This is a genomic window from Streptomyces sp. NPDC092952, assembly GCF_044754785.1.
Taxonomy (GTDB): domain Bacteria; phylum Actinomycetota; class Actinomycetes; order Streptomycetales; family Streptomycetaceae; genus Streptomyces.
In genome coordinates this window covers 84421-107018 of the sequence record NZ_JBIVPT010000016.1, presented here as the reverse complement: position 1 = coordinate 107018, position 22598 = coordinate 84421, and the positions used below count along the sequence as shown (strand labels likewise).

Here is a 22598-nt window from a genome sequence, read left to right as displayed (position 1 = left end):
GTCAGGACCCGCCATTGATCTTGGCCTCGGTGACGGCCCCGTCCTCCACCTTCCACTTGGCGAGGATTTTGCCGTACTCGCCGTTCTTGATGATCGCGTCCAGGGCCGCCCGGATGGCCTGGGTCAGCTGGTCGTTGCCCTTGGCGACGGCGATGCCGTACGGGGCCGCGTCGACCTGCTCGCCGACCATCTGGAAGTCCTTGCCGCCGCCCGAGGTCTTCACCCCGTACGCGGCCACCGGGAAGTCGGAGGAGCCGGCGTCGACGCCACCGCTGCGCAGCCGGGTCTGGGCCTCCAGGTCGTTGTCGAAGGTCTCGATCGTGATCGACTTGCCGGCCGGGCACTTCTTCGACTCGGCCTTGGCGAGGTCGTGCGAGACGGTGTTGCGCTGGACGGCGATCTTCTTGCCGCAGAGGTCGGCCCAGGACGAGATGCCCTGGTCGTCGCCCTTGCGCGTGTAGATCGAGACACCGGCGTTGAAGTAGTCGACGAAGTCGACACCCTCGCCGACCTTCTTCTTCGTCTCGGGGTCGATGCCCTGCTGGCGGTCCTTGGTGTCGGTCATGGACGACATGGCCAGGTCGTAGCGCTTGGAGCGCAGGCCGGTGATCAGGGTGTCGAACGTGCCGTTCTGGAACTGGAGGGTCAGACCGAGCTGCTTGCCGATGGCGGCGGCGATGTCGGGGTCGATGCCGACCGTGTTGCCGGACTTGTCCTTGAACTCGACCGGCGGATAGGCGATGTCCGAACCGACCCGGAGCGTTCCCTTGTCCTTGATCGCCGCGGGCAGCAGATGGGCCAGCGGGGCCTGGTCGGACGAGGCGGGGCGCGAGCCGTTCTTCGTCTGGTCGCCACAAGCGGTCAGCAGCATGGTGCCGGCGACCGCGATGGCGCCGACCGCTGCGATCCGGTGCTTCGCGGTCGGTCGACAGATGGTGCGTGCGGTCATGATCGGGATTCCTCCGGCAGGTGAGGGTGGTGTGGTGCCAGGCGGTATGGACACGTGACTGTCGATGTCGCCCCCCTGATTGGTTAGGGCATCTTGCCATTCGGACTGGCTCAAACTTGCCGCTGAACATGTCAAAATCGGATAACGGGCCGTCCCAGTAGCCCAGAAGGCCGGTACTGGGCCGATGTGCGGGGCCGGACGTTCTTCGGGGAAACGGTTTCCCGGCCGGAGAATCTGTGGCGCGTCTTGACAGGTGGACACTTTCGCCGTCGAGCTGACATGTCCAGATATTCGAGTATGAGTCACGTCACCGAGCCGCCCCGGACTCGTCGATGACGGGCTCTGTCCGGTAAGAAAGACCTTTACACCCCTCATCAGGGGCTCGGGGCGCGTTGTGCGGCGCGCCCGCGCGTATGTAGTTCCCCCTGCCGGTGCGGGCCAACCGCCGACGCAGGGAACGTACGCGGTGCCCGCCCACCCCTCCTCAACCAGGAGTGGCCACCCTCAAAAAGATGAAGACTTAAGGGGTCAACACCATGGCAGCGGAGATCGTCAATCCTCGCAGCGACAGCAATACCGACAACAGCAGCACCGACGAGCCGTTCGATCCGGCCTTCGCGCTGCACCGCGGCGGGAAGATGGCCGTGCAGGCCACCGTCCCGATCCGCGACAAGGACGACCTTTCCCTCGCGTACACGCCCGGCGTCGCCAAGGTGTGCAGCGCCATCGCGGACAACCCCGAGCTGGTCAACGACTACACCTGGAAGTCCCAGGTCGTCGCTGTCGTGACGGACGGCACCGCGGTGCTCGGCCTCGGCGACATCGGGCCCGAGGCGTCCCTCCCCGTGATGGAGGGCAAGGCGATCCTCTTCAAGCAGTTCGGCGGGGTCGACGCGGTGCCGATCGCACTCGCGACCACCGACGCGGACGAGATCGTCGAGACCGTCGTCCGGCTCGCGCCCTCCTTCGGCGGCGTGAACCTGGAGGACATCTCGGCCCCGCGCTGCTTCGAGATCGAGCGCAAGCTCCAGGAGCGGCTCGACATCCCGGTCTTCCACGACGACCAGCACGGCACCGCCGTCGTGACGCTCGCGGCCCTGCGCAACGCCGCCAAGCTGTCCGGCCGCAGCCTCGGCGACCTGCGCGCGGTCATCTCCGGCGCGGGCGCCGCCGGGGTGGCCATCGCGAAGTTCCTGCTGGAGGCCGGGCTCGGCGACGTGGCCGTGGCCGACCGCAAGGGCGTCGTGAGCCGGGACCGCGAGGACCTCACCGAGGTCAAGCGCGAGCTGGCCGAGCTGACCAACCGGGCCGGGATCTCCGGTCCGCTGGAGGCCGCCCTGGCCGGTGCGGACGTCTTCATCGGCGTCTCCGGCGGCACGGTCCCCGAGGCGGCCGTCGCCTCGATGGCGCCCGGCGCGTTCGTCTTCGCCATGGCCAACCCGAACCCCGAGGTCCACCCCGACATCGCGCACAAGTACGCGTCCGTCGTGGCGACCGGGCGGTCCGACTACCCCAACCAGATCAACAACGTGCTGGCCTTCCCCGGCATCTTCGCCGGTGCCCTCCAGGTCCGGGCCTCCCGGATCACCGAGGGCATGAAGATCGCCGCGGCGAACGCGCTGGCCGACGTCGTCGGCGACGAGCTCGCTGCGGACTACGTGATCCCGTCGCCGTTCGACGAGCGGGTGGCCCCCGCCGTGACGGCCGCGGTGGCGGCGGCCGCACGGGCCGAGGGCGTGGCCCGGCGCTGAGGGCCCGTCGGGCGACCTCTGACCGATCGAAGGCCACCCGACAGGCTCTGAGCCGGGCGGGGCGAGGGGCCCGGTCCCTCGCCCCGCGCCGCGCGGGGGTACCGACCCCGCGCGGCGCGCGTCACACCCGCGGCCGGTTACGCCCCGCCGCGCCCCGGCCTATCGTCGGGTCATGTTCGCCGCCTACGCCTCCCGCATCGACCGCGACCGCCCCCTCGACGGCCTCGAACTGGGCGAACGCCCGGCCCCCGAGGCACGCCCCGGCTGGACCACCGTCACCGTCCGGGCCGCCTCCCTCAACCACCACGACCTCTGGTCCCTGCGCGGCGTCGGCCTCGCCGAGGACAAGCTGCCGATGATCCTCGGCTGCGACGCGGCCGGGGTCGACCAGGACGGCAACGAGGTCGTCCTGCACTCCGTCATCGGCCAGAGCGGCCACGGGGTCGGCCCGGACGAGCCCCGCTCCATCCTCACCGAGCGCTACCAGGGCACCTTCGCCGAACAGGTCACCGTCCCCAGCTGGAACGTGCTGCCCAAGCCGAAGGAGCTCAGCTTCGAGCAGGCCGCCTGCCTGCCGACCGCCTGGCTCACCGCGTACCGGATGCTCTTCACCAACGCCGGGGTGCGCCCCGGCGACTCGGTGCTCGTCCAGGGCGCGGGCGGCGGTGTCGCCACCGCCGCGATCGTGCTCGGCCGGGCCGCCGGACTGCGGATCTACGCGACCAGCCGCGACGAGGCCAAGCGGAAGCGCGCCGTCGAGCTGGGCGCCGTCGAGGCCTTCGAGCCGGGTGCACGGCTGCCGCGGCGGGTCGACGCGGTCATCGAGACGGTCGGCGCGGCCACCTGGTCCCACTCCGTGAAGTCGCTGCGCCCCGGCGGCACCCTGGTCATCTCCGGCGCGACCAGCGGCGACCGGCCCTCGCACGCCGAGCTGACCCGGATCTTCTTCCTGGAGCTGAAGGTCGTCGGCTCGACCATGGGCGGCAAGGACGAGCTGGAGGACCTGCTGGCGTTCTGCGCGAATGCCGGGGTCCGCCCGGTCGTCGACGAGGTGCTGCCGCTGGACCGGGCCCGCGAGGGCTTCGAACGGCTGGCCGCGGGCGACCACTTCGGCAAGATTGTGCTCACCTGCTCTTGAGGTGTGACCGGTGAGCTGCTCTGATCTGCGCCATGCTGAAGCGGACGCGGATACGGGCGGCCACCGCCGCCACCTCGATCATGACGACGTTCGTGCTCGCGGCGGGGGCCCTCGCCCCCGCCGCCGAAGCACACCAGGCACCACCGGCACCACCGACCGCCCGGGAACGGGCGGCGATCCCCCCGCTCACCGACGACCGGGGCCGGACGCTCACCCTGCGCGGCTGGAACGTCGAGGACAAGGCGAACAGCGGTGACCGGGCCCTCACCGCCATCACCGAGAAGCACTTCCGCGACCTTCGGGCCAAGGGCTTCAACTTCGCCCGGCTGCTGATCTTCTGGGACGACCTGGAACCGCGCCGGGGCCACTACAGCGCCGAGTACCTGCGCCGGATCGGCCGGATCCTGGACTGGGCGCACAAGTACGACATCCAGGTGCTCATCGACGCCCACCAGGACGTGTTCGGCCCGGCCTTCGGCCATCGCGGCATCCCCGCCTGGGCGACCCGTACCGACGGGCTGCCCTTCACCCCGCACCCCGACGACTGGTTCGCGGAGTACTTCGAACCGGCCGTCCAGCGCGCCTTCACCCACCTCTACGAGGACGCCGACCTCCAGCGGGCCCAGGCCGCCATGTGGCGGCTCCTCGCCGAGCGCTTCGGCCGCCACCCCGCCGTCCTCGGCTACGACCTGATCAACGAGCCGATGGGGGAGCTGGGCGAGGGCGAGGACCTGCCGGCCGCCGCCCGCCGCATCGAGGCCCGGCAGCTCACCCCCATGTACAACCGGCTGGCCCGCGCCGTCCGCACGGCGGACCGGAGCAACTGGCTGTTCGTGGAGCCCACCCCGATCGTCGGCGAGGGCGTCCCCACCGGCCTCGGCGCGATCCGCGACCGCCGCACCGTCTACGCCCCGCACTTCTACAACACCGCGATGGAGGCGGGCGCCGACTACGACCCGGCGGCCGGCTGGATCGAGGCGTACGAGGCCGCCGTCACCGCGTACCCCCGCGAGCGGCGGATGCCGGTCGTCGTCGGGGAGTGGGGTCCGCTGAACAACCGGCTGCCGATGATGGGCCGCTTCTACCGGGACGCGATGGCCTCGCTGAGCCGCTACACCTCGGGCTGGGCGGGCTATGTGTGGTGCTACGGCGGCGGCTACTGCGCCCTGGACGGGAACGGGGACTTCGCCGCCAACAAGGAGCGCACCGCGACCCCGTATGCCTCCGCCGTCGCCGGAACCGTCCGCTCCGACACGTACGACGACGTGGCGCGCGTCTACCGGCTCGCCTACACCGCGGGCCGGGGCGGGGCCACGGAGATCTCGCTGCCGCCGGCCGCCGGGCGGTGGCGGGTGGCGGTGCAGGGCCGCGCCGAGGTCCGCAGGAACGGGGGAGAGGTGAGCGTCCGGGCCCGCCCCGGGACACGCGTCACGGTGACGGTGACCGGGACGGGGCCCGCGTCCCGGTGACGGAGGCGGCCCGGCCCGGGCGGGTCGGCCGCCCCGTCCGGCACAGGAGCCTCAGCCGTCGGCGGCGGCCCCACTGTCACCGCGCAGCAGCGCGTCGATGCGGGCCGCCGCCGTCGCCAGGTGGCCCCGGGCCGCGGCGAGCTGCTCCTCGGTGACCCCCCGGTCCCGGGCCGTGTCGCGGATGTCGTCGCGGAAGCGGTCCAGCAGCCGGTCCAGGTCGCGGGCCGGGTCGCCGGTGCCGGGGGTGTCCCGGCCCCAGTCGGGGTCGGCCCCGGCGGGGTCCGGCTTGACGTACGGGGACCAGTTGCCGGTGCGGGCCAGGCCGCCCAGCTGGCCGGTGATCTCCGCCAGCCCGTCCCGTACGCCCGCCGGCCAGTCGCCGCGCGCGAAGTGGTCCTGCACCTGGCGGACGGCGTTCTGCATCTGCTCGCGCGCCCGGTCCTGGGCCTCCTTGGCCTGGCGGCGGGCCTGCTGGGCCTCCTCGCGGGCCCGGCGGGACTCGTCCTTCGCCCGGCGGGCCTGCTCCTTCCACTCCTGCTTGGCCTTGCGCAGCTCCTCCTTCGCCGCGCGCCACGCCTCGGTGTCGGTGAGGTCCCCGAGGTCGCCGAACGGGTTCTCCCGGGGGCCCTTGCGGCCGGAGGTGTGCCGGGTCTCGTCCGCCGCCGCCCGCATCTCGCTGCGCAGCTTGCCCGCCGCACCGCGCACGTCGTCCCGTATCTCGGCGGCCAGCTCGGAGACCGACTCGCGGATCTCCAGCTCCAGATCGGCCAGCTCGGCGGTCCGGCCGGCCAGCTCCTCGCGGCCCGCGTCGGTGATCGAGTAGACCTTGCGGCCGCCCTCGGTGGCGTGGGTGACGAGCCCCTCGGCCTCCAGCTTCGCCAGACGCGGATAGACCGTGCCCGCCGAGGGGGCGTACAGCCCCTGGAAGCGCTCCTCCAGGAGCCGGATCACCTCGTAGCCGTGGCGGGGGGCCTCGTCGAGCAGCTTCAGCAGGTAGAGGCGGAGGCGGCCGTGGGCGAAAACGGGGGGCATGTCAGAGCACCTTTCCGGTCGGCTCGGCATCGTACGGGCCGTCCTCGGCGGGTGCGCCGTCCTCGGCCGACGGGCGGCGCAGGAGGGCGATCGAGCCGGAGACGGTCGTCGCGCGCAGCTTCCCGGTCCCGGCGCCGAGCGTGCCGGTGATCTTCTTCGCGCCCCATTGGCCGCTGACCCGCAGGTCCTCGAAGCCGTTGGAGACGGAGCCGCTCGCGGTGTTGGCCTCCACCGTCGCGTCCGCCGGGTGCGGCAGCCGGATGGCGATCTCGCCGGAGACCGTGGTGAGCCGGATGTCCGTGGGCCGCCCGGTCGGGTCCAGGTCGAGGACCATGTTGCCGCTGACCGATTCCGCCTTCACGGCCGCCCCGGCGCCCTCGACCACCGTCAGATCGCCGGAGACCGAGTGGAAGCGCAGCTCGCCCGCGACCGACTGGGCCTCGACGCTGCCGGAGACCGTGTCGGCCAGGACCGGGCCGCCGAGCCCGACGAGCGTGGTGTCGCCGGTGACGCCCCGGACCTCGGTCCGGCCGTGGACGCCGGAGACGACGGCGCCCGCGCCGACCACCCCGACCTTCACCGCCGATCCGGCCGGCACGGCGAGCGAGACGACCGCGCGGCGCTGCCGGGCCCGGCGGTCGAACCACTTGAGGAAGTCCTGCCACGGCAGGTCCTCGTAGGCGACCGTGAGCGCCCCGTCCTCCTGGGTCACGATCAGCGGCGGCCCCTCGATCGAGGTGACCTCCAGCCGGGCGGTCGGCTCGTCGGTGCCCACCACGTTGACGGTGCCGCCGACGAGGCGTACGTCGAGCGACGTCACCGGGGCGTCGAAGGCCAGTTTCTGGGGCTCGGGGACGGCCCAGGTCGACACGGGCATGGATCTGACCTCCCAGGAACACGGAATGACGCAACATATCGCGTCTCTTGTTGAACACGATATATCGCGGCATGCGGAAGTCAAGGCCTGTCCTGCGGGTGGAGGGGTGATGGTGCGGCAAATAGTGTCGAACCAGGGCATGGTGCCCTAGCGTGTGAGCCATGAACGCGACATCCCCCGCCGGGGCGCTGCTGCTGTGCCGGGCCGAACCGGAGGCCGTGCGCCCGGTGGCCCATCTGCTGCGCGAGCGGATGCTGCTCGCCCCCGCCGGGGACGGCTGGTCCGTCCTGGTGCCCGAGGGGAAGCCCTGGCAGGGCGACGGTGCGGGGGAGGCGGACGTGGAGCCGGTCGACCGGGTGGTGGCCGGCTGGGCCACCGCGCTCGCGGTCGGCTCGACCTGGCCCGTGCTCGCCCTGTGGTGGGACGGCGACCGGGCCGGATACATCCTCGCGACGGGGTTCCGCCGCCCGGTCGGCTACGTCTGGCTCGCCGACGGCACCCCGGCCGGCGAGGACGAGGCCATGCGCACCTTCGCGGAGCGCCTCGGCCTCGACCCCGTACTGGACGTCCAGGCCCTCGAAGAGCTGACCCGGCCGGACGCGGACGCCGACGCCCGCATCCGGCTGCGCGGACTGGTCGCCGTACTGACCAGGATCGGGCTGGTCCTGCCGCCCGGCCTCGACCCGGACACCCCCGGCGAGCGGCTGTACGCGGCGGCCGACGAGCGGCCCGAGTCGGAGGCGCTCGTCTGGACCGGCTGGCGGCGCGCGGTACGGGCCGAACTGGACGCGGTGGAGCGCGGGCGCCTCGGGCCCTGGATGCGCGGCCCCCGGGCCCGCGCGCTGGCCGCCGCCCAGATCGCCGCCGGGCTGCCGCTGGTCCTCCTGGGGGTCCGGCGCGGCGGCGGCTGGGCGCTCGCGGGCACCCTGCTGCTGGCGCACGGCGCGCTCGGCCTCGCCTACGACCGGATCAGGGACGCCGAGGAGGGCGCCGGAACGCCCTGAGGGGGAGCCGGCGGGCGGTTACTCCTCGTCCTCGTCGTCGAGACGGGCCAGCCAGGTCGCGAGGCGCTCGACCGGCACCTCGAAGTCGGGGTTGAGGTCGACGAACGTACGGAGCTGCTCGGCGAGCCACTCGAAGGTGACCTCCTCCTCGCCCCGGCGCTTCTCCAGCTCCTCGATGCCACGGTCGGTGAAGTACATGGCCACCAGCCTAATGCCTGGTGGCGGCCGTCCCGGGCGCGGCCGGGACGGGGCTCCCGGCCGCGCCCGGGGGCCCCGTGCGGCGGTGTCCGGAACCGGTCGGCGGTCCGGTGGCGTCCTGCTCCGCACACCTCGCTTCGGTGGGCAACTGCCGTTAACCTGCGGGGAGTTGTGGAACGGGGGGTTTCATGGACGACGGTGGTGCCCGGATCACGCGGATCGAGCTGCCCGACGGTACGGAGGTCTGGGCGCGGATCTCCGGTGCCGAGGAACCGGCCGGTGCCGGAGCGGGTCCGGCCTTCTCGGACATCGGAGCCGGGAACGTCGCCGACCGGATGCAGGCCCGGGTCGAGGGGCTGCACTCCGTCGTGACCGGTGTCGCCCGCTCGCTCGCCGAACCGCTGCGGGCGGTGCGGCCCGACACGGTCAGCGTCGAGTTCGGCATCGAGCTGACCGCGAGGGCGGGCAAGGTCGTCGGGCTCCTCGCGGACGGCGAGGCGAAGGGCTCCCTCAAGGTCACCCTGACCTGGAACGGCGGCCCGCCGCCCCTCGACCCGCCCGCCGGCGCACCGGCGCATCCGGACCGCACCGGGGTGGACGGCGGAATCGGGCCGTGACACCCCCGCCGGACGGGGGCGCGTGGCGGGACGGCGACGACCCCGAATCCGCGCTGACGGGCCTCGTACGGGACGCCACCGTGCGCATCCACCGGCCGGGACCCGGGCGCGGGCCGGACACGGGAGGGGACGGCGGCGCCTTCCTGGGGAGCGGGTTCTTCGTCGCCCCGGGCTGGGTCCTCACCTGCGCGCACGTCGCGACGGAGGGAAGGGGGCACCGGGTGGACGTGGTGTTCCGGACCGCCGGGGGCGAGTCCGTCCGGGTCGGCGGCACGGTCCGGGCCGCCCTGCCCGGGCGGCGGCCCGACCGCAGCGGCTGGCCCCCGCCCGACCTGGCCCTCGTCCAGCTGCTCCGCCCCGTCGAGCACCCCTGCGTGTACGTCAGCGAGCGCCCCACCGGCCTGCGGCGCGGCACGTACTACTTCGCTGGCTGGGCGGACGGCGGTGCCGGACCGCCCCGGCGGCTCGGCCGGGAGTGCCGGGTGGTCGGCACCCTCGACGACGGGGACGAGGACGACGCGCAGGTGCTGATCGAGGCGAGCCAGCTCTACCCCGGCATGTCCGGCGGGCCGGTGGTCGACCTGGCGCGCGGCGAGGTCGTCGGCGTACTCAAGTCCCGCGCCACCGACACGGCCGGCGGCACCGCGATCGGGGTGGAGCGGCTGCGCGCGCTGCCGGTGCCGGAACGGGCCGTCCAGGCCGAGCCGGACGACCTCTACCAGGCCGTGTTCCACGCCCACGACCGCTACCACGCGGACCGGCACAACAGCCCCGTCGACGACCGGGACACCTGGGCGGACGTCCAGCGGGAGCTGGGCGCGGCGGCCGGTCCGGCGCTCACCCCGCAGCAGCGCGTCGACCTGCTGGGGCGGCTCGCCACGCTCCCGCCCCCGGTCAGCACCCGCGGCCTGCTCGACATCCTCGGCTCGCTCGGGCACACGCACCGCGCCTTCGGCGTCCCGGCCCCGCGCGGCTGGCGCGACGGGCTGGGCGTCCTGCACGACACCCGCGAGGGCGACGAGGCGCTGGAGCGGATCCTGCGCTACTGCGTGGCCGCCGCCACCGCCGAACGCCCCTACGTCCTGCCGTCCACCAAGCCCGCCGAGGACGCCCTGTGGGACTGGGTGGAGAAGGCGGCGGGCGGGCTGCGCCGGCCGTTCCGGGGCGAGCTGGCCCGGCTGCGGGAGCAGGACGCGCACCACCGGGCCCCGGCCGCCGGCCCGGACCCCGCGCCGGTCCGGCCGCCCGCGCCCGCGGTCGTCGCGCTGCACCTGGAGGCCCGCGCCTGGGAGCCGGACCGCTACGACTGGCGGGTCGTGGCCCGCCCGCACGACGAGGACCTCCCGGTGGCGGAGAACCACCGGGGCACCCGCCTCGACGAGCTCCCGGCCCGGCTCGCCGCCCCGCTCGGCAAGGCGTTCCGGATGTGCGACGAACCGGACGGCCCGGCGGTCCTCCAGGTGGTGGCGGGCCCCGACCTGCTCGACCTGGAGGTGGACCGGTGGGAGCTGCCCGGGGACGGGCGCCCGCTCGGCGTCCAGCGTCCGGTCGTCGTCCACTGCCCGGACCCGGACCCGGACGACTCCCACGCGTACGGGACGGACGAGGAGTACGAGGCGTACGCCGCGGAGCGCACGGCCCGCTGGGATCGCGTCCACACCGGCCCGGCGCGGGCCGCCGTCCTCGACTGCGACGACGGCCTCCGCGTCCCCGTACCGCCGACGGCCGAGCTGCGCGGTCTGGAGCACCGCACCGTGCCGGTGCTCTGCCGGTACGGCGGCCGGGACGACGCCCGGGGGGCCGACTGGTTCGCCCGGCTGCTCGCCGCCGGGTACGGGGTGGCCCTGTGGCGGCGCCCCCGGGACGAACGGGCCGCCACCTGCGCGGAGTTCCACCTCAGGGTGGTCGACACGGTCGACGGGGCCGGGAGCGCCGCCCAGCTCCCGCAGCGCGTCCGCGCACTGCGCGAAGGGGTGCGCGAGGGCCGCGTCGACACCTACTGGTCGGACGGCATCGCCCTGGTCTACGGACCCCCTCGGCCACCCGCCCCCGATCTCTTCCTGCAGGCGCCGTGATGCCCCCGAGCGAGGACGAGGAGACCGTCATGAGTGAACCCGGCGAATGGCTCATCTACCGAGGAGCGGGCGAACCGCACGACGGCATGAGCCAGTTGCCCCCGCCGCCGCCCTGGCGCGACTTCGCCGCCCGCGCCGAGGAGGCGGGCGGGGACGGGGACGGCTCCGCCGACCGCAGACTCGGCGGCCACCGGGGCATCGCCGAACTCCACCGGCCCGGCGCCGAGGAGCTCGAAATGATCAACGCGGCGCTCTATCTGCGCCGCCCGCTCCTGGTCACCGGCGTCCCCGGCGCCGGAAAGAGCACCCTGGCCCACTCCGTCGCCCATGAGCTCGGCCTCGGCCGGGTCCTGCGCTGGCCGGTCGTCAGCCGGACCACCCTCCTCGACGGGCTTTACCACTACGACGCGATCGCCCGCCTCCAGGACGTCCAGATCGCCGCGCACGGCGACAGCGCCGCCCCGGCCACCGAGGACGTCGGCAGCTACATCCGGCTCGGACCGCTCGGCACCGCGCTGCTCCCCTCCGACCGGCCCCGGGTGCTGCTCATCGACGAACTCGACAAGAGCGACATCGACCTGCCGAACGACCTGCTCAACGTGTTGGAGGAGGGCGAGTTCCGGATCCCCGAACTGGAGCGGATCGCCGACCGGCTGCCCGGCGGCGAGGCCCGGGTCCTGGACGACGACGGCAACAAGGTCACGGTGCGCGACGGCCGGGTGCGGTGCACGGCCTTCCCGTTCACCGTCCTCACCAGCAACGGTGAACGGGACTTCCCGGCCCCGCTGATGCGCCGCTGCATCCACCTGGAGCTCGGCCGCCCCGACCACCAGCGCCTGGCGACCTTCGTGCGGGCCCACCTCGGCGACGACGCGGCACGCGACGGGGACGAGCTGATCGCCCGGTTCCTGGAGCGGTCGCGCACCGAACTCCTCGCCACCGACCAGCTGCTGAACGCGATCTACCTCACCGACGCCGCCGCCCCGGCCGGCCGCGACCGCCTCGCCGACCTGCTCATCCAGCGACTCGACCGGCCGAGGTGACGGGCCGATGGCGGGCACCGGGCCGGACGGCCCACCCCAGGAGCACGGCACCGACGACACCGGGCACTACCCCGAACTCGTCGCCCGGCTGCGCGCGGCCGGTCTCGACCCCGGCGTCGAGCAGCTCCGCGACGCCCTCTGGCTGGCCCGCTGGGCCCGCCCCCCGGCCGCGCCCCCGCAGCGGGAGGAGGCGAGTGGCGGCACACGGGCCGACGCCCCGGAACCCGCCCCCGCCCCGCCCCCCGCCGCCCCGCACCCCGCGCCCCCGGCCCCCGGCGACCGGCCCCGGCCGCCCGCCGCCGGCGCGGACCGGATCGCCCTCCACCCCGTACCGCGCCCCGGCCCCCCGACCGCCCCGGACGGCGACGGTACGGCGCGCGGGGGAGCGCTCGCCTTCGGGGTGCCGGCCGCCCCGGCGTTCCCCGCCCCGCTCGAACTCCAGCGGGCCCTGCGGCCGTTGCGGCGCTACCGCCCCGCCGCGCCACCGATGCGCCGCACCCTCGACGAGACGGCCACCGCCGAACTCAGCGCCCGCGCGGGCGGACTGGTCATCCCGGTCTTCCGCGGCGAGGCACGCGGCGAGGCGGTCCTCCAGTGCGTCATGGACGCCTCGTCCTCGATGCTGGTGTGGCGCCGGATGTTCGACGAACTCCTTCAGATATTCGGCCAGTTGGGGGCCTTCCGGGACGTCCGGCCGCGCTATCTCCACCAGGGGCCCGACGGCGCCGCCACCGTCAGCCGCAGCCCCGACCCGGCCGCCGCGCCCCTGCACTCGGCGGACCGGCTCAGCGATCCGACCGGCCGCCGCCTCACCGTACTGGTCAGCGACTGCGCCGGACCCCTCTGGCACAGCGGCCGGGCCCACCGCCTCCTCCACCACCTGGCCGCCCAGGCACCGGCCGCCGTGCTCCAGCCGCTCCCGCAGCGGATGTGGGGCCGCACCCGGCTCCCGGTCACCCGGGGCGCGCTCTCCCGGGGCGACGGACCCGGCGGGGCCGCCGTACTGAAGGTCGTCGAACACCCGGGCACCGGCCCGGCCACGCACCCCGGCGCCCTCGCCGTGCCGGTCCTCCCGCCGGTCGCCGGGGCGCTGGCGGCCTGGGCGCGGCTGCTCTCCGGCACCGGCGCCGGGCAGACCTTCGGCGCCGTCGGCTGGGTACGGGCCGACCAGCCGCCCGCCGCCCCCCGGCGCTCCGCCGCCGAACCCTCCCCGCGCCGGCTGGTCGACCGCTTCCGCGCGACGGCCTCGCCCGCCGCCGGACAGCTCGCCGTCCACCTCGCGGCGGCCCCGCTGCACCTGCCCGTGATGCAACTGGTGCAGCGCACGATGCTGCCGCACTCCGGCCCCTCCGAACTCGCCGAGGTCCTGCTCAGCGGGCTGCTGACCCGCAGCGGCACCGGCACCGCCCACGACGACCAGTGGTACGCCTTCGTCCCCGGCGCCCAGGAGGCGCTGCTCGGCTCACTGGGCCGCGACGACGCCCTGCTCGTCCTCAAGCACTGCTCCCAGTACATCGAGCGGCGCTTCGGACGCGGCGGGCCCAACTTCCCCGCCCTGGCCCTCGCCCAGCTCGGCGAGGGCGGCCACCCCCCGCTCCCCGGCGCCGGGGAGGGCGACGAGGGCGACCCGGAGAAGGACGGGCCCCAGGTCCCGCGCCCCTTCGCCGAGGTCGCCGTCCGGGTGCTGGAACGCTTCATGCCGCTGCCCGGCGAGTTCGCCGCACGGACCGGGCCCGGCGGACACCCCGTACCCGGCGGTCCCACCGGCACGGCCGAGGAGGACGCCCGCGAACTGCTGCGGCGGTTCGAGTCGGACGGCATGGTGCAGTACCTCATCGACGCCGTCCGGCTGCTGCGCGACGCCGTCGAGGAAGAGGAGTCCGGGCCGTGGGCGCAGTACGCCCGCGCCACCCTGCGGCTCTGGGAGGTCCGGGGCGGCGCCGAGCTGCTGGCCGAGGCCGAGCGCGCCGCCGAACGGGCCGCCGCACCCCCCGCCGCCCCGCACGAACGCGCCGTCCTCGCCGAGGTGCTGCACGCCGCCGCCGACGACCGGCGGCGGCGCGGCGACCGGCCCGGGGCACTGGAACTGCTGCGCCGCGCCGACCGCGAGTACACCGCCGCCTGCGCGGCCCCCGGCCTGGAACCCGCCGAGGCCCTGCGGCTCACCCTGGAACGGGTCCGGGCCCTGGAGGCGCAGTGGCGGCTCGACGGCGACACCGCGCCGCTCCAGAGCGCCTGCGGCATGCTGGAGGCCTTCGCCGACGGCCGGCCCGACCGGGCGGCCCTGCCCACCCCCCTGCTGCTGGCCCACGGACGGACCCTGCTCCAGCTCGCCGGGGCCACCGCCGACACCGCGCGGTCCCGGGCCTACGCCGCCCAGGCCGCCCGCTCCCTGCGCACCGCGTACGAGCGGGGCGGCCCGGGACGCACCACCGGCACCGCCCCCCGCGTCCTGCTCGACCTGGTGGACGCCCTGCTCGCCTCCGGCGCCGCACCCGACGAGGCCGCGGCCCTGGTCGACCGGGCCCTGGCCACCGAGAGCGACCAGCGGCGCCGCGCCGCGCTCCGGATCCGGGCCGGCCGCATCCGCGCCGCACGGTACGAGGACACCGGCGACCCGGCCGAACTCGTCGATGCCGCCGAGTGGTTCGGCCGGGCCGCCCGGGACGTGCCCCGCGACTCCCGCACCCACGCCGACCTCCTCGCCGAATGGGGCGCCACCCTGCTGCGCCGGGCCGCACTGCCGGACGGGCGCCCGCACATCGGCGCCGCGATCCGGGTGCTGCGCGACTGCCGCGCCGAGACCGCGGCCGGCGGCGGACACCTCGCCGAGCGGCTGCTGCTGCTGGGCCGGGCACTGATCCTGCGCCACCGGGCCACCGAGGACCGGGTCGACCTCCGCGAGGCCGAGCACCTCTTCGGCCTCGCGGCCGGTGAGGCGGCCACCCCGCTGACCCGGGCGCGCTGCTGGCTGGAGCTGGGCCGGGCCCACCTGGACGCCGCCCGGGTGCTCGACCGCCCGGCCCGGCTCGACGAGGCGGCCGAGGCGTTCCGGAGCGCCGCCGAAGCGGCCGGAACGGCCCGGGAGAAGTCGGACAGCCGCCAACTCCTCGAAGATGCGATCGAATTGAGCGCTACAGCCGGTCACTGGAGGGGTATGACCTACGAGCGGGCAGGCCGCCCCCGGGCCGCCCGCGACGCCTACCGGGCGGCCCTGCGGGCCTGGCGCGAGCTGCCGGACGGCGGCGGCACGGCGGGCGCCGCGACCGCCGCCCGGCTCGCGGAGCTGGACCGCTGAACCGCCCGGCACCCCCGGGTGCGGACACCTGGCCCACAGGCCCTTCGCCCGGGGGAACAGCGGCGGAAGAACGGCCGGACAGGGCCCCGGGACCGGCCCGCCGGCATTGCCCGGTTTGCACGCCGACACACTCGATTCCTGTAGGGAGACGGTTCAATGCCCGGTACGCGCAAGGAAGTCGGAGCAACCGGGACGCCCACCGTCACCATCAGCTTCGCCGGATTCAACCGGGCCTGGGCGGCCTGGATCGCCGACCGGCTGGAGCGGCGCGGAACGGCGGTCGTCCGGCAGCGCTGGGACCCCCGGGCGGAGGTGCCGCTGGAGGAGCTGCTGCGCGATCTGACGCTCGCCCGGGGCCGCGTACTCATCGTCCTCAGCGACTGGTACTTCCAGCTCGGCCCGCGCGGCCACGAGGAGTGGAACCGGGCCCTGCGCGAGGTCGTCGCCGCCGACCCGGACCGGTTCGCCGCCGTCAGCGTCACCACCGCCACCCTGCCCGGCGCCACCTCCGTCCTCGCGGCGGCCGACCTGACCAACGTCGGCGCCGAGGAGGCCGAACGGCGCCTCCTGGTACGCCTCGGCCTGCCCACCGACCCACTGCCCGAACCGGCCGGCACCCGGCAGGGCCCCCGCTACCCGGCCGACCCCTCCGAGGTGTGGGGCGGGGTACCGCGCCGCAACATCCGCTTCACCGGCCGCGACGAACTGCTCAGCTCCGTCTACCGGACCCTCCAGGACGCCGGGCCCGGGGCCGGCGTCGTCACCCTGCACGGCATGCCCGGCGCCGGCAAGACCCAGCTGGCCGCGGAGTACGTCTACCGCTTCGGCTCCGAGTACGACGTGGTCTGGTGGGTCCCCGCCGACCGCCGCGCCCTCTACCGCCAGAAACTCGCCGAACTCGCCCCCGAACTGGGGCTGTCCACCGGGGCCGAGTACGGCGAGCGGCTGCGCGCCGTCCACGACGCGCTTCGCCGCGGCGAACCGCACCCCCACTGGCTGCTGGTCCTCGACGGCGCCGACGAGCCCGGCGACATCTGGGACCTGGTGCCCAGCGGCCCCGGACACGTCCTGATCACCTCCCGCAACCGCAGATGGAGCGAGTACAACAGCCACCTCGTCGGGGTGCCGGTCTACTCGCGCGACGAGTCCGTCGCCTTCATCCGCCGCCGCGCCCCGAGGCTGAGCCGGGCCGAGGCCGGGCGGCTCGCCGAGGCCCTGGAGGACCTGCCGCTCCTCCTCGACCAGACCGGCGGCTGGCTCAACGACTCCGACATGTCCGTCGCGGAGTACGTCCGGCTCCTGGACGGCGGCATCGACCAGGACGTCGTCAAGGTCTCCGCCGACTTCCCGCTCGCCTTCCAGACCGCCTGGTCGATCCTGCTGAACAAGCTCAAGGAGACCGTCCCGGAATCCGTCGACCTGCTCCGCCTGTGCAGCTTCTTCGCCCCCGGCTCCATCCCCGTACGGCTGCTGCGCAAGATGCCGCCCGGCGAACTCCCCGAACAGCTCTCCGGGCTGATGAACGACCCGCTGCTGTGGAACAGGGCGATCGGCCAGCTCCGCCAGTACTCCGTGGTCCGCCTGGAGTCCCACGAGACCGCCGACGAGGAGGCCTCGTCCGGCGAATCGCTCTACGTGCACCGCATGGTCCACCAGATCGTCGGCAAGGACATGCCCGAACGCGACCGCCGCGAATTCGTCGACGTGGTCCGCCGGGCCCTGGCCGCCGCGGACCCCGGCAGCCCCATCGACACCCGGCTCTGGCCCGCCTACGCCGAGATCACCCCGCACCTGAAATGGGCCGACGTCCTCAACAGCACCGACCCCGCCGTACAGGTCCTGGTCCTCAACTGCCTGCGCTACCTCTACCTCTCCGGCGAGTACCAGGCCGGTATCAAGCTCGGCCGCCGCGCCGTACGGGCCTGGCGGGAACTCCTCGGCGAGAACCACCCCCGACTCTGGGACCTCACCTACAACTACGCCAACCTGCTGCGCGCCGTCGGCGACTACGCCGGGACGGAAGCCATCGAACGGGCCGCCGTCGACCGCCTCCGCGCCGAGCGCGGCGCCCACGACCTGGAGCACCTGCGCGCCGCCGGCGGCCTCGCCGCCGACCTGCGCGGCCTGGGCCGGTACGACGAGGCCCTGGAGATCTCCGGCTGGATCCTCGCCGCCTACCGCGAACTCCTGGGCGACCAGGACGCCCGGACCCTCAACGCCCAGAACAACCTGGCGGTCTCTCTCCGGCTGCTCGGCCGGTACGGGGAGTCCCTGGAACTCAACCGCCGCACCCTGGACGCCCGGCGCCGGCTGCTGCGCCTGCGCCACACCTGGACCCTGGCCTCCGAGATCAACTACACCACCGACCTGCGCCTCCTCGGCCGGTACGGCGACGCCCTCTCGCTCCAGAACCAGAGCCTGCGGGTCCACCGCATGGTCCTCGGCCCCGACAACCCGCAGACCCTGCGGGCCGAGCACAACCTCGCCCTGTGCCACTACCGCTCCGGGGACCGGGAGCAGGCGTCGGCGCTCTTCACCCGGGCCCTGGAGCGCTGCGAACGGGTCCTCGGCGAGGGCGACCCGCTGACCATGATGGTCGCCGCCACCCAGAGCTGCTTCGTCCGCCAGCACGGCGACATCGACCGGGCCCGGGCCATGAGCGAGAAGGTGATCGGGCGGTACGTCGCCATGCTCGGCGAGGAGCACCCGTTCGTCGCGGGCACCCGGGCCAACCACGCCCTGATCCTGCGCAACGTGGGGGAGCGGGACCGGGCCCACGAGCTGATGGAGCACTCGCTCGCCGCGATGACCCGGGCCGTGGGGGAGAACCACCCCTGGAGCCTGGGCTGCGCGATCAACGCCTCGGCGCTGCGCAACCTGGTGGGCGACCCGGAGTCCGCGGCCGCGCTCACCGACCTGGTCGTCGTCCGGGCGGCCGAGGCCCTCGGCCGGACCCATCCGCTGACCCTCTCCGCCCGGATCGCGCACGCCGCGGACCTGCGCGGCCTGCGGGAACGGCGGCGCGCCGAGAAGATCGAGAGCGAGGCCCTGGAAGACCTCTCCGCGACCCTCGGCGCCCAGCACGTCCACACGGTCTCGGCCCGTTCCCGCACCCGCCCGTACTGGGACTTCGAACCCCCGGCCGTCTGACCGGGGACGACGGCCGCACGCCGAAGGGGCCCGCCCCCGCGATCGACTCGCGGGAACGGGCCCCTTTCCGTGCGGCAGCGGGTCAGGCCTCGAAGACCTCGGCGACCAGCTGGGCCTGCTCGGCCTGGTGGCGCTTGGCCGAGCCGACCGCCGGGGACGAGCTGTGCGGCCGCGAGATGCGGCGCAGGCGCTCACCGTGCGGGACGTCGGCGCCGACGGCCAGGTCCAGGTGGTCGATCAGGTTCAGGGCGATGAACGGCCAGGCGCCCTGGTTGGCCGGCTCCTCCTGCGTCCAGAGGTACTTCTCGGCGTTCGGGTACTTGGCGATCTCGGCCTGGAGCTCGGCACCCGGCAGCGGGTACAGGCGCTCCAGCCGGATGATCGCGGTGTCCGTGACGCCGCGCTTGACGCGCTCGGCCTCCAGGTCGTAGTAGACCTTTCCGGCGCAGAAGACGACCTTGCGGACGTCGGCCGGGTTCACCGAGTCGTCGCCGATCACCGGGCGGAAGCCGCCGCTGGTGAACTCCTCCACCTTCGACGCGGCCGCCTTCAGACGGAGCATCGACTTCGGGGTGAAGACGATCAGCGGCTTGTGGTGCGGGTTGTGCACCTGCCACCGCAGGAGGTGGAAGTAGTTCGACGGCAGGGTCGGCATCGCGACCGTCATGTTGTTCTGCGCGCACAGCGTGAGGAAGCGCTCCGGGCGGGCGGACGAGTGGTCCGGGCCCTGGCCCTCGTAGCCGTGCGGCAGCAGCAGCGTGACGCCGGAGGTCTGGCCCCACTTCTGCTCGGCCGAGGAGATGAACTCGTCGACGACGGTCTGCGCGCCGTTGACGAAGTCACCGAACTGGGCCTCCCAGATGACCAGCGACTCGGGACGGGCCAGCGAGTAGCCGTACTCGAAGCCCATCGCCGCGTACTCGCTGAGCAGCGAGTCGTAGACGTTGTAGCGGGCCTGGTCGTCGGCGAGGTAGAGCAGCGGGGTGTAGTCCTCGCCGGTCACCTGGTCGACGAGGACCGCGTGGCGCTGGCCGAAGGTGCCGCGGCGGGAGTCCTGGCCGGCGAGCCGGACCGGGGTGCCCTCCATCAGCAGCGAACCGATGGCCAGGGTCTCGCCCATGCCCCAGTCGATCGTGCCGTTCTCCACCGAGGCCGCGCGGCGCTGCATCTGCGGCATCAGGCGGGGGTGGACGGTGATCCGCTCGGGGATGTTCACCTGGGACTCGGCGATGACCTTGACGACCTCCGGGGAGACCGCGGTGGTCACGGCGACCGGGAACTCCGGCTGGACCTCGGGGGTGGGCGCCGGGGCCGGCAGCGAGGTGGCCTCGCGGACCTCGGCGAAGACCTTCTCCAGCTGGCCCTGGAAGTCCTGGAGCGCCTGCTCGGCCTCTTCCAGGGTGATGTCGCCGCGACCGATGAGGGACTCGGTGTAGAGCTTGCGCACCGAGCGCTTCTTGTCGATCAGCGTGTACATCTGCGGGTTGGTGAACTCCGGGTTGTCGCCCTCGTTGTGACCGCGGCGGCGGTAGCAGATGAGGTCGATCACGACGTCCTTGTTGAACGCCTGCCGGAACTCGAAGGCGAGCCGCGCGACGCGCACGACGGCCTCGGGGTCGTCGCCGTTGACGTGGATGATCGGCGCCTCGATCATGCGCGCCACGTCGGTGGCGTACATCGAGGAGCGCGAGGACTCCGGGGCGGCGGTGAAGCCGACCTGGTTGTTGATCACCACGTGCACGGTGCCGCCGGTGCGGTAGCCGCGCAGCTGCGACATGTTGAGCGTCTCGGCGACGACGCCCTGGCCCGCGAAGGCCGCGTCGCCGTGGAGCGCGACGGGCAGGACGGTGAAGTCCGTGCCGCCCTTGTTGATGATGTCCTGCTTGGCGCGGGCGATGCCCTCCAGGACCGGGTCGACCGCCTCCAGGTGCGAGGGGTTGGCGGCCAGCGAGACCTTGATCTGCTCGCCGTCCAGACCGGTGAAGGTGCCCTCGGCGCCCAGGTGGTACTTGACGTCGCCGGAGCCGTGCATCGACCGGGGGTCGAGGTTGCCCTCGAACTCGCGGAAGATCTGCGCGTACGACTTGCCGACGATGTTCGCCAGGACGTTGAGCCGGCCGCGGTGGGCCATGCCGATGACGACCTCGTCGAGGCGGGCCTCGGCGGCGGAGTCGATGACCGCGTCGAGCAGCGGGATGACGGACTCGCCGCCCTCCAGCGAGAACCGCTTCTGGCCGACGTACTTGGTCTGCAGGAAGGTCTCGAACGCCTCGGCGGCGTTCAGCCGGCGCAGGATGCGCAGCTGCTCCTCGCGCTCCGGCTGCTGGGTGCGGGTGCGCTCCACCCGGTCCTGGATCCACTTGCGCTGCTTCGGGTCCTGGATGTGCATGAACTCGATGCCGGTGGTGCGGCAGTACGACTCACGGAGCACACCGAGGATGTCGCGGAGCTTCATCATCGACTTGCCGGCGAAGCCGCCGACCGCGAAGTCCCGCTCCAGGTCCCACAGGGTGAGGCCGTGCTCGGTGATGTCCAGGTCGGGGTGCTTGCGCTGGCGGTACTCCAGCGGGTCGGTGTCGGCCATGACGTGGCCGCGGACCCGGTAGGAGTGGATCAGCTCGAAGACCCGCGCGGCCTTGGTCACGTCGTTGTCGTGCGAGGCGTCGATGTCCGTGAGCCAGCGGACCGGCTCGTACGGGATGCGCAGCGACTTGAAGATCTCGTCGTAGAACTCGTTCTCGCCGAGCAGCAGCTGGGAGACGATCCGCAGGAACTCGCCGGAGGCGGCGCCCTGGATGACCCGGTGGTCGTACGTCGAGGTCAGCGTCATGACCTTGGAGATGCCCAGCTTGTTCAGGGTGTCCTGGGAGGTGCCCTGGAACTCGGCGGGGTAGTCCATCGCGCCGACGCCCATGATGAGGCCCTGACCGGGCATCAGGCGGGGCACCGAGTGGACGGTGCCGATGCCGCCGGGGTTGGTCAGCGAGGCGGTGACGCCGGTGAAGTCGTCCATGCCGAGCTTGCCGTTGCGGGCGCGGCGGACGATGTCCTCGTAGGCCTGCCAGAACTCGAAGAAGTTGAGCGTCTCGGCCTTCTTGATGGCCGCGACGACGAGCTGGCGGTCGCCGTTCGGCTTCACCAGGTCGATGGCGAGGCCGAGGTTCACGTGGTCCGGCTTGACCAGGGTCGGCTTGCCGTCCTTCACCGCGAAGGAGTGGTTCATCGACGGCATGGCCTTGAGGGCCTGCACCATCGCGTACCCGATGAGGTGGGTGAAGGAGATCTTCCCGCCCCGGGCGCGCTTCAGGTGGTTGTTGATGACGATGCGGTTGTCGAAGAGCAGCTTCACCGGGACGGCGCGCACGGACGTGGCCGTCGGCAGCTCCAGCGAGGCGTTCATGTTCTTCGCGACGGCGGCGGAGGGGCCGCGCAGCGTCACGTACTCCGTGCCGGCCGGGGCCTCGGTGGCCGGTGCGGCGGCCGGCTTGGCGGCGGCCGGTGCGGCGGCCTTCGCTGCCGGGGCCGGAGCCGGGGCCGCCTTCGCCGGTGCGGGGGCGGGCGCGGCCGGTGCGGGGGCCTGCGCCGCCGGGGCGGGCACGGCCGGGGCCGGAGCGGAGGGGGTGGGGGTCACCGCGGCCCCCGCGGCCGGGGCGCCGGGAACGGGCTTGTCCGCCGTGCCGGACGTACCCGGCTTGTAATCGGCGAAGAAGTCCCACCAGGCGCGGTCGACCGAACTGGGATCCTGGAGGTACTGCTGATAGATCTCGTCGACGAGCCACTCGTTGGGCCCGAAGGCAGCGGCCGGGTTCGACCCCGGGCCGGCTTGGTCGGTCGAGATGCTTGAGTTACTGGGGGACTGAGACGACACGGCGGCAACCGCCCTCTTCCGCTTCACAAGGTGATGGACAGCGGAAATCAAGGCTACGCCTCCCCGGCCGTAACACGCAGGCCGGGCCGGTCTTCGTCGCGCAAGTCACACTGGAAGGCGGGTTTCGGT

Annotated in this window: 14 protein-coding genes; 9 read left to right on the top strand and 5 right to left on the bottom strand. The window is 73.7% G+C overall.

All coding sequences use genetic code 11. The annotated features are described in order from the left end of the window. Position 1 precedes the first annotated feature (1 nt). Positions 2–949 (bottom strand): ABC transporter substrate-binding protein, encoded by a 948-nt coding sequence (locus tag ACIQGQ_RS29350; protein WP_402401144.1) that lies wholly within the window; start codon positions 947–949, stop codon positions 2–4. A gap of 536 nt (positions 950–1485) precedes the next feature. Between ACIQGQ_RS29350 and ACIQGQ_RS29345 the strand changes: the two genes are divergently transcribed. The 3 genes from ACIQGQ_RS29345 (at position 1486) to ACIQGQ_RS29335 (ending at position 5307) form a co-directional block, all read left to right on the top strand. Then, positions 1486–2700, top strand: coding sequence for an NADP-dependent malic enzyme (locus ACIQGQ_RS29345; protein WP_402401141.1), 1215 nt, complete (start codon positions 1486–1488; stop codon positions 2698–2700). A 172-nt stretch (positions 2701–2872) separates the two neighbouring features. Then, positions 2873–3838, top strand: a complete 966-nt coding sequence (locus ACIQGQ_RS29340; RefSeq protein WP_402401139.1) for a zinc-binding dehydrogenase — start codon at positions 2873–2875, stop codon at positions 3836–3838. A gap of 32 nt (positions 3839–3870) precedes the next feature. Beyond that, positions 3871–5307 (top strand): cellulase family glycosylhydrolase, encoded by a 1437-nt coding sequence (locus tag ACIQGQ_RS29335; protein WP_402401136.1) that lies wholly within the window; start codon positions 3871–3873, stop codon positions 5305–5307. Between the two features lie 51 nt (positions 5308–5358). On the opposite strand, the gene ACIQGQ_RS29330 is transcribed toward ACIQGQ_RS29335, so the two are convergent. Both ACIQGQ_RS29330 and ACIQGQ_RS29325 read right to left on the bottom strand, forming a co-directional pair. Beyond that, the gene (locus tag ACIQGQ_RS29330) at positions 5359–6339 is read right to left on the bottom strand and encodes a helix-turn-helix transcriptional regulator (protein ID WP_402401133.1); all 981 of its coding nucleotides are present in this window, start codon (positions 6337–6339) and stop codon (positions 5359–5361) included. Position 6340: 1 nt separating this feature from the next. After that, positions 6341–7216 (bottom strand): DUF4097 family beta strand repeat-containing protein, encoded by an 876-nt coding sequence (locus ACIQGQ_RS29325; RefSeq protein ID WP_366293199.1) that lies wholly within the window; start codon positions 7214–7216, stop codon positions 6341–6343. Between the two features lie 161 nt (positions 7217–7377). Here ACIQGQ_RS29325 and ACIQGQ_RS29320 point away from each other — a divergent pair, with 161 nt between their 5' ends. After that, positions 7378–8220, top strand: a complete 843-nt coding sequence (locus ACIQGQ_RS29320) for a hypothetical protein (protein ID WP_402401130.1) — start codon at positions 7378–7380, stop codon at positions 8218–8220. 18 nt (positions 8221–8238) lie between these two features. Here ACIQGQ_RS29320 and ACIQGQ_RS29315 read toward each other — a convergent pair whose 3' ends face one another. Next, positions 8239–8418, bottom strand: a complete 180-nt coding sequence (locus tag ACIQGQ_RS29315) for a DUF6104 family protein (RefSeq protein ID WP_023586593.1) — start codon at positions 8416–8418, stop codon at positions 8239–8241. A gap of 188 nt (positions 8419–8606) precedes the next feature. On the opposite strand from ACIQGQ_RS29315, the gene ACIQGQ_RS29310 reads away from it, so the two are divergent. The 5 genes from ACIQGQ_RS29310 to fxsT all read left to right on the top strand — a co-directional run bounded on the left by ACIQGQ_RS29310 (position 8607) and on the right by fxsT (position 18601). Further along, positions 8607–9035 carry a CU044_2847 family protein gene (locus ACIQGQ_RS29310; protein WP_402401126.1) on the top strand — a complete coding sequence of 143 codons (429 nt, stop codon included), beginning with the start codon at positions 8607–8609 and terminating at the stop codon, positions 9033–9035. Then, positions 9032–11110: a trypsin-like peptidase domain-containing protein gene (locus ACIQGQ_RS29305; RefSeq protein ID WP_402401123.1), complete on the top strand. Its 2079-nt coding sequence runs from the start codon at positions 9032–9034 to the stop codon at positions 11108–11110. The genes ACIQGQ_RS29310 and ACIQGQ_RS29305 overlap by 4 nt, the downstream gene beginning before the upstream one ends. Positions 11111–11139: 29 nt before the next feature. Further along, positions 11140–12153 carry an AAA family ATPase gene (locus tag ACIQGQ_RS29300; protein WP_402401121.1) on the top strand — a complete coding sequence of 338 codons (1014 nt, stop codon included), beginning with the start codon at positions 11140–11142 and terminating at the stop codon, positions 12151–12153. A 7-nt stretch (positions 12154–12160) separates the two neighbouring features. Beyond that, positions 12161–15451, top strand: coding sequence for an SAV_2336 N-terminal domain-related protein (locus ACIQGQ_RS29295; protein WP_402401118.1), 3291 nt, complete (start codon positions 12161–12163; stop codon positions 15449–15451). A 156-nt stretch (positions 15452–15607) separates the two neighbouring features. Further along, complete coding sequence (gene fxsT, locus ACIQGQ_RS29290) at positions 15608–18601, top strand: FxSxx-COOH system tetratricopeptide repeat protein (RefSeq protein ID WP_402401116.1); 2994 nt, start codon at positions 15608–15610, stop codon at positions 18599–18601. A gap of 82 nt (positions 18602–18683) precedes the next feature. Here fxsT and ACIQGQ_RS29285 read toward each other — a convergent pair whose 3' ends face one another. Beyond that, entirely contained in the window at positions 18684–22469 is a 3786-nt protein-coding gene (locus tag ACIQGQ_RS29285) for a multifunctional oxoglutarate decarboxylase/oxoglutarate dehydrogenase thiamine pyrophosphate-binding subunit/dihydrolipoyllysine-residue succinyltransferase subunit (RefSeq protein ID WP_402401113.1), read from the bottom strand. Between the last annotated feature and the right edge of the window lie 129 nt (positions 22470–22598).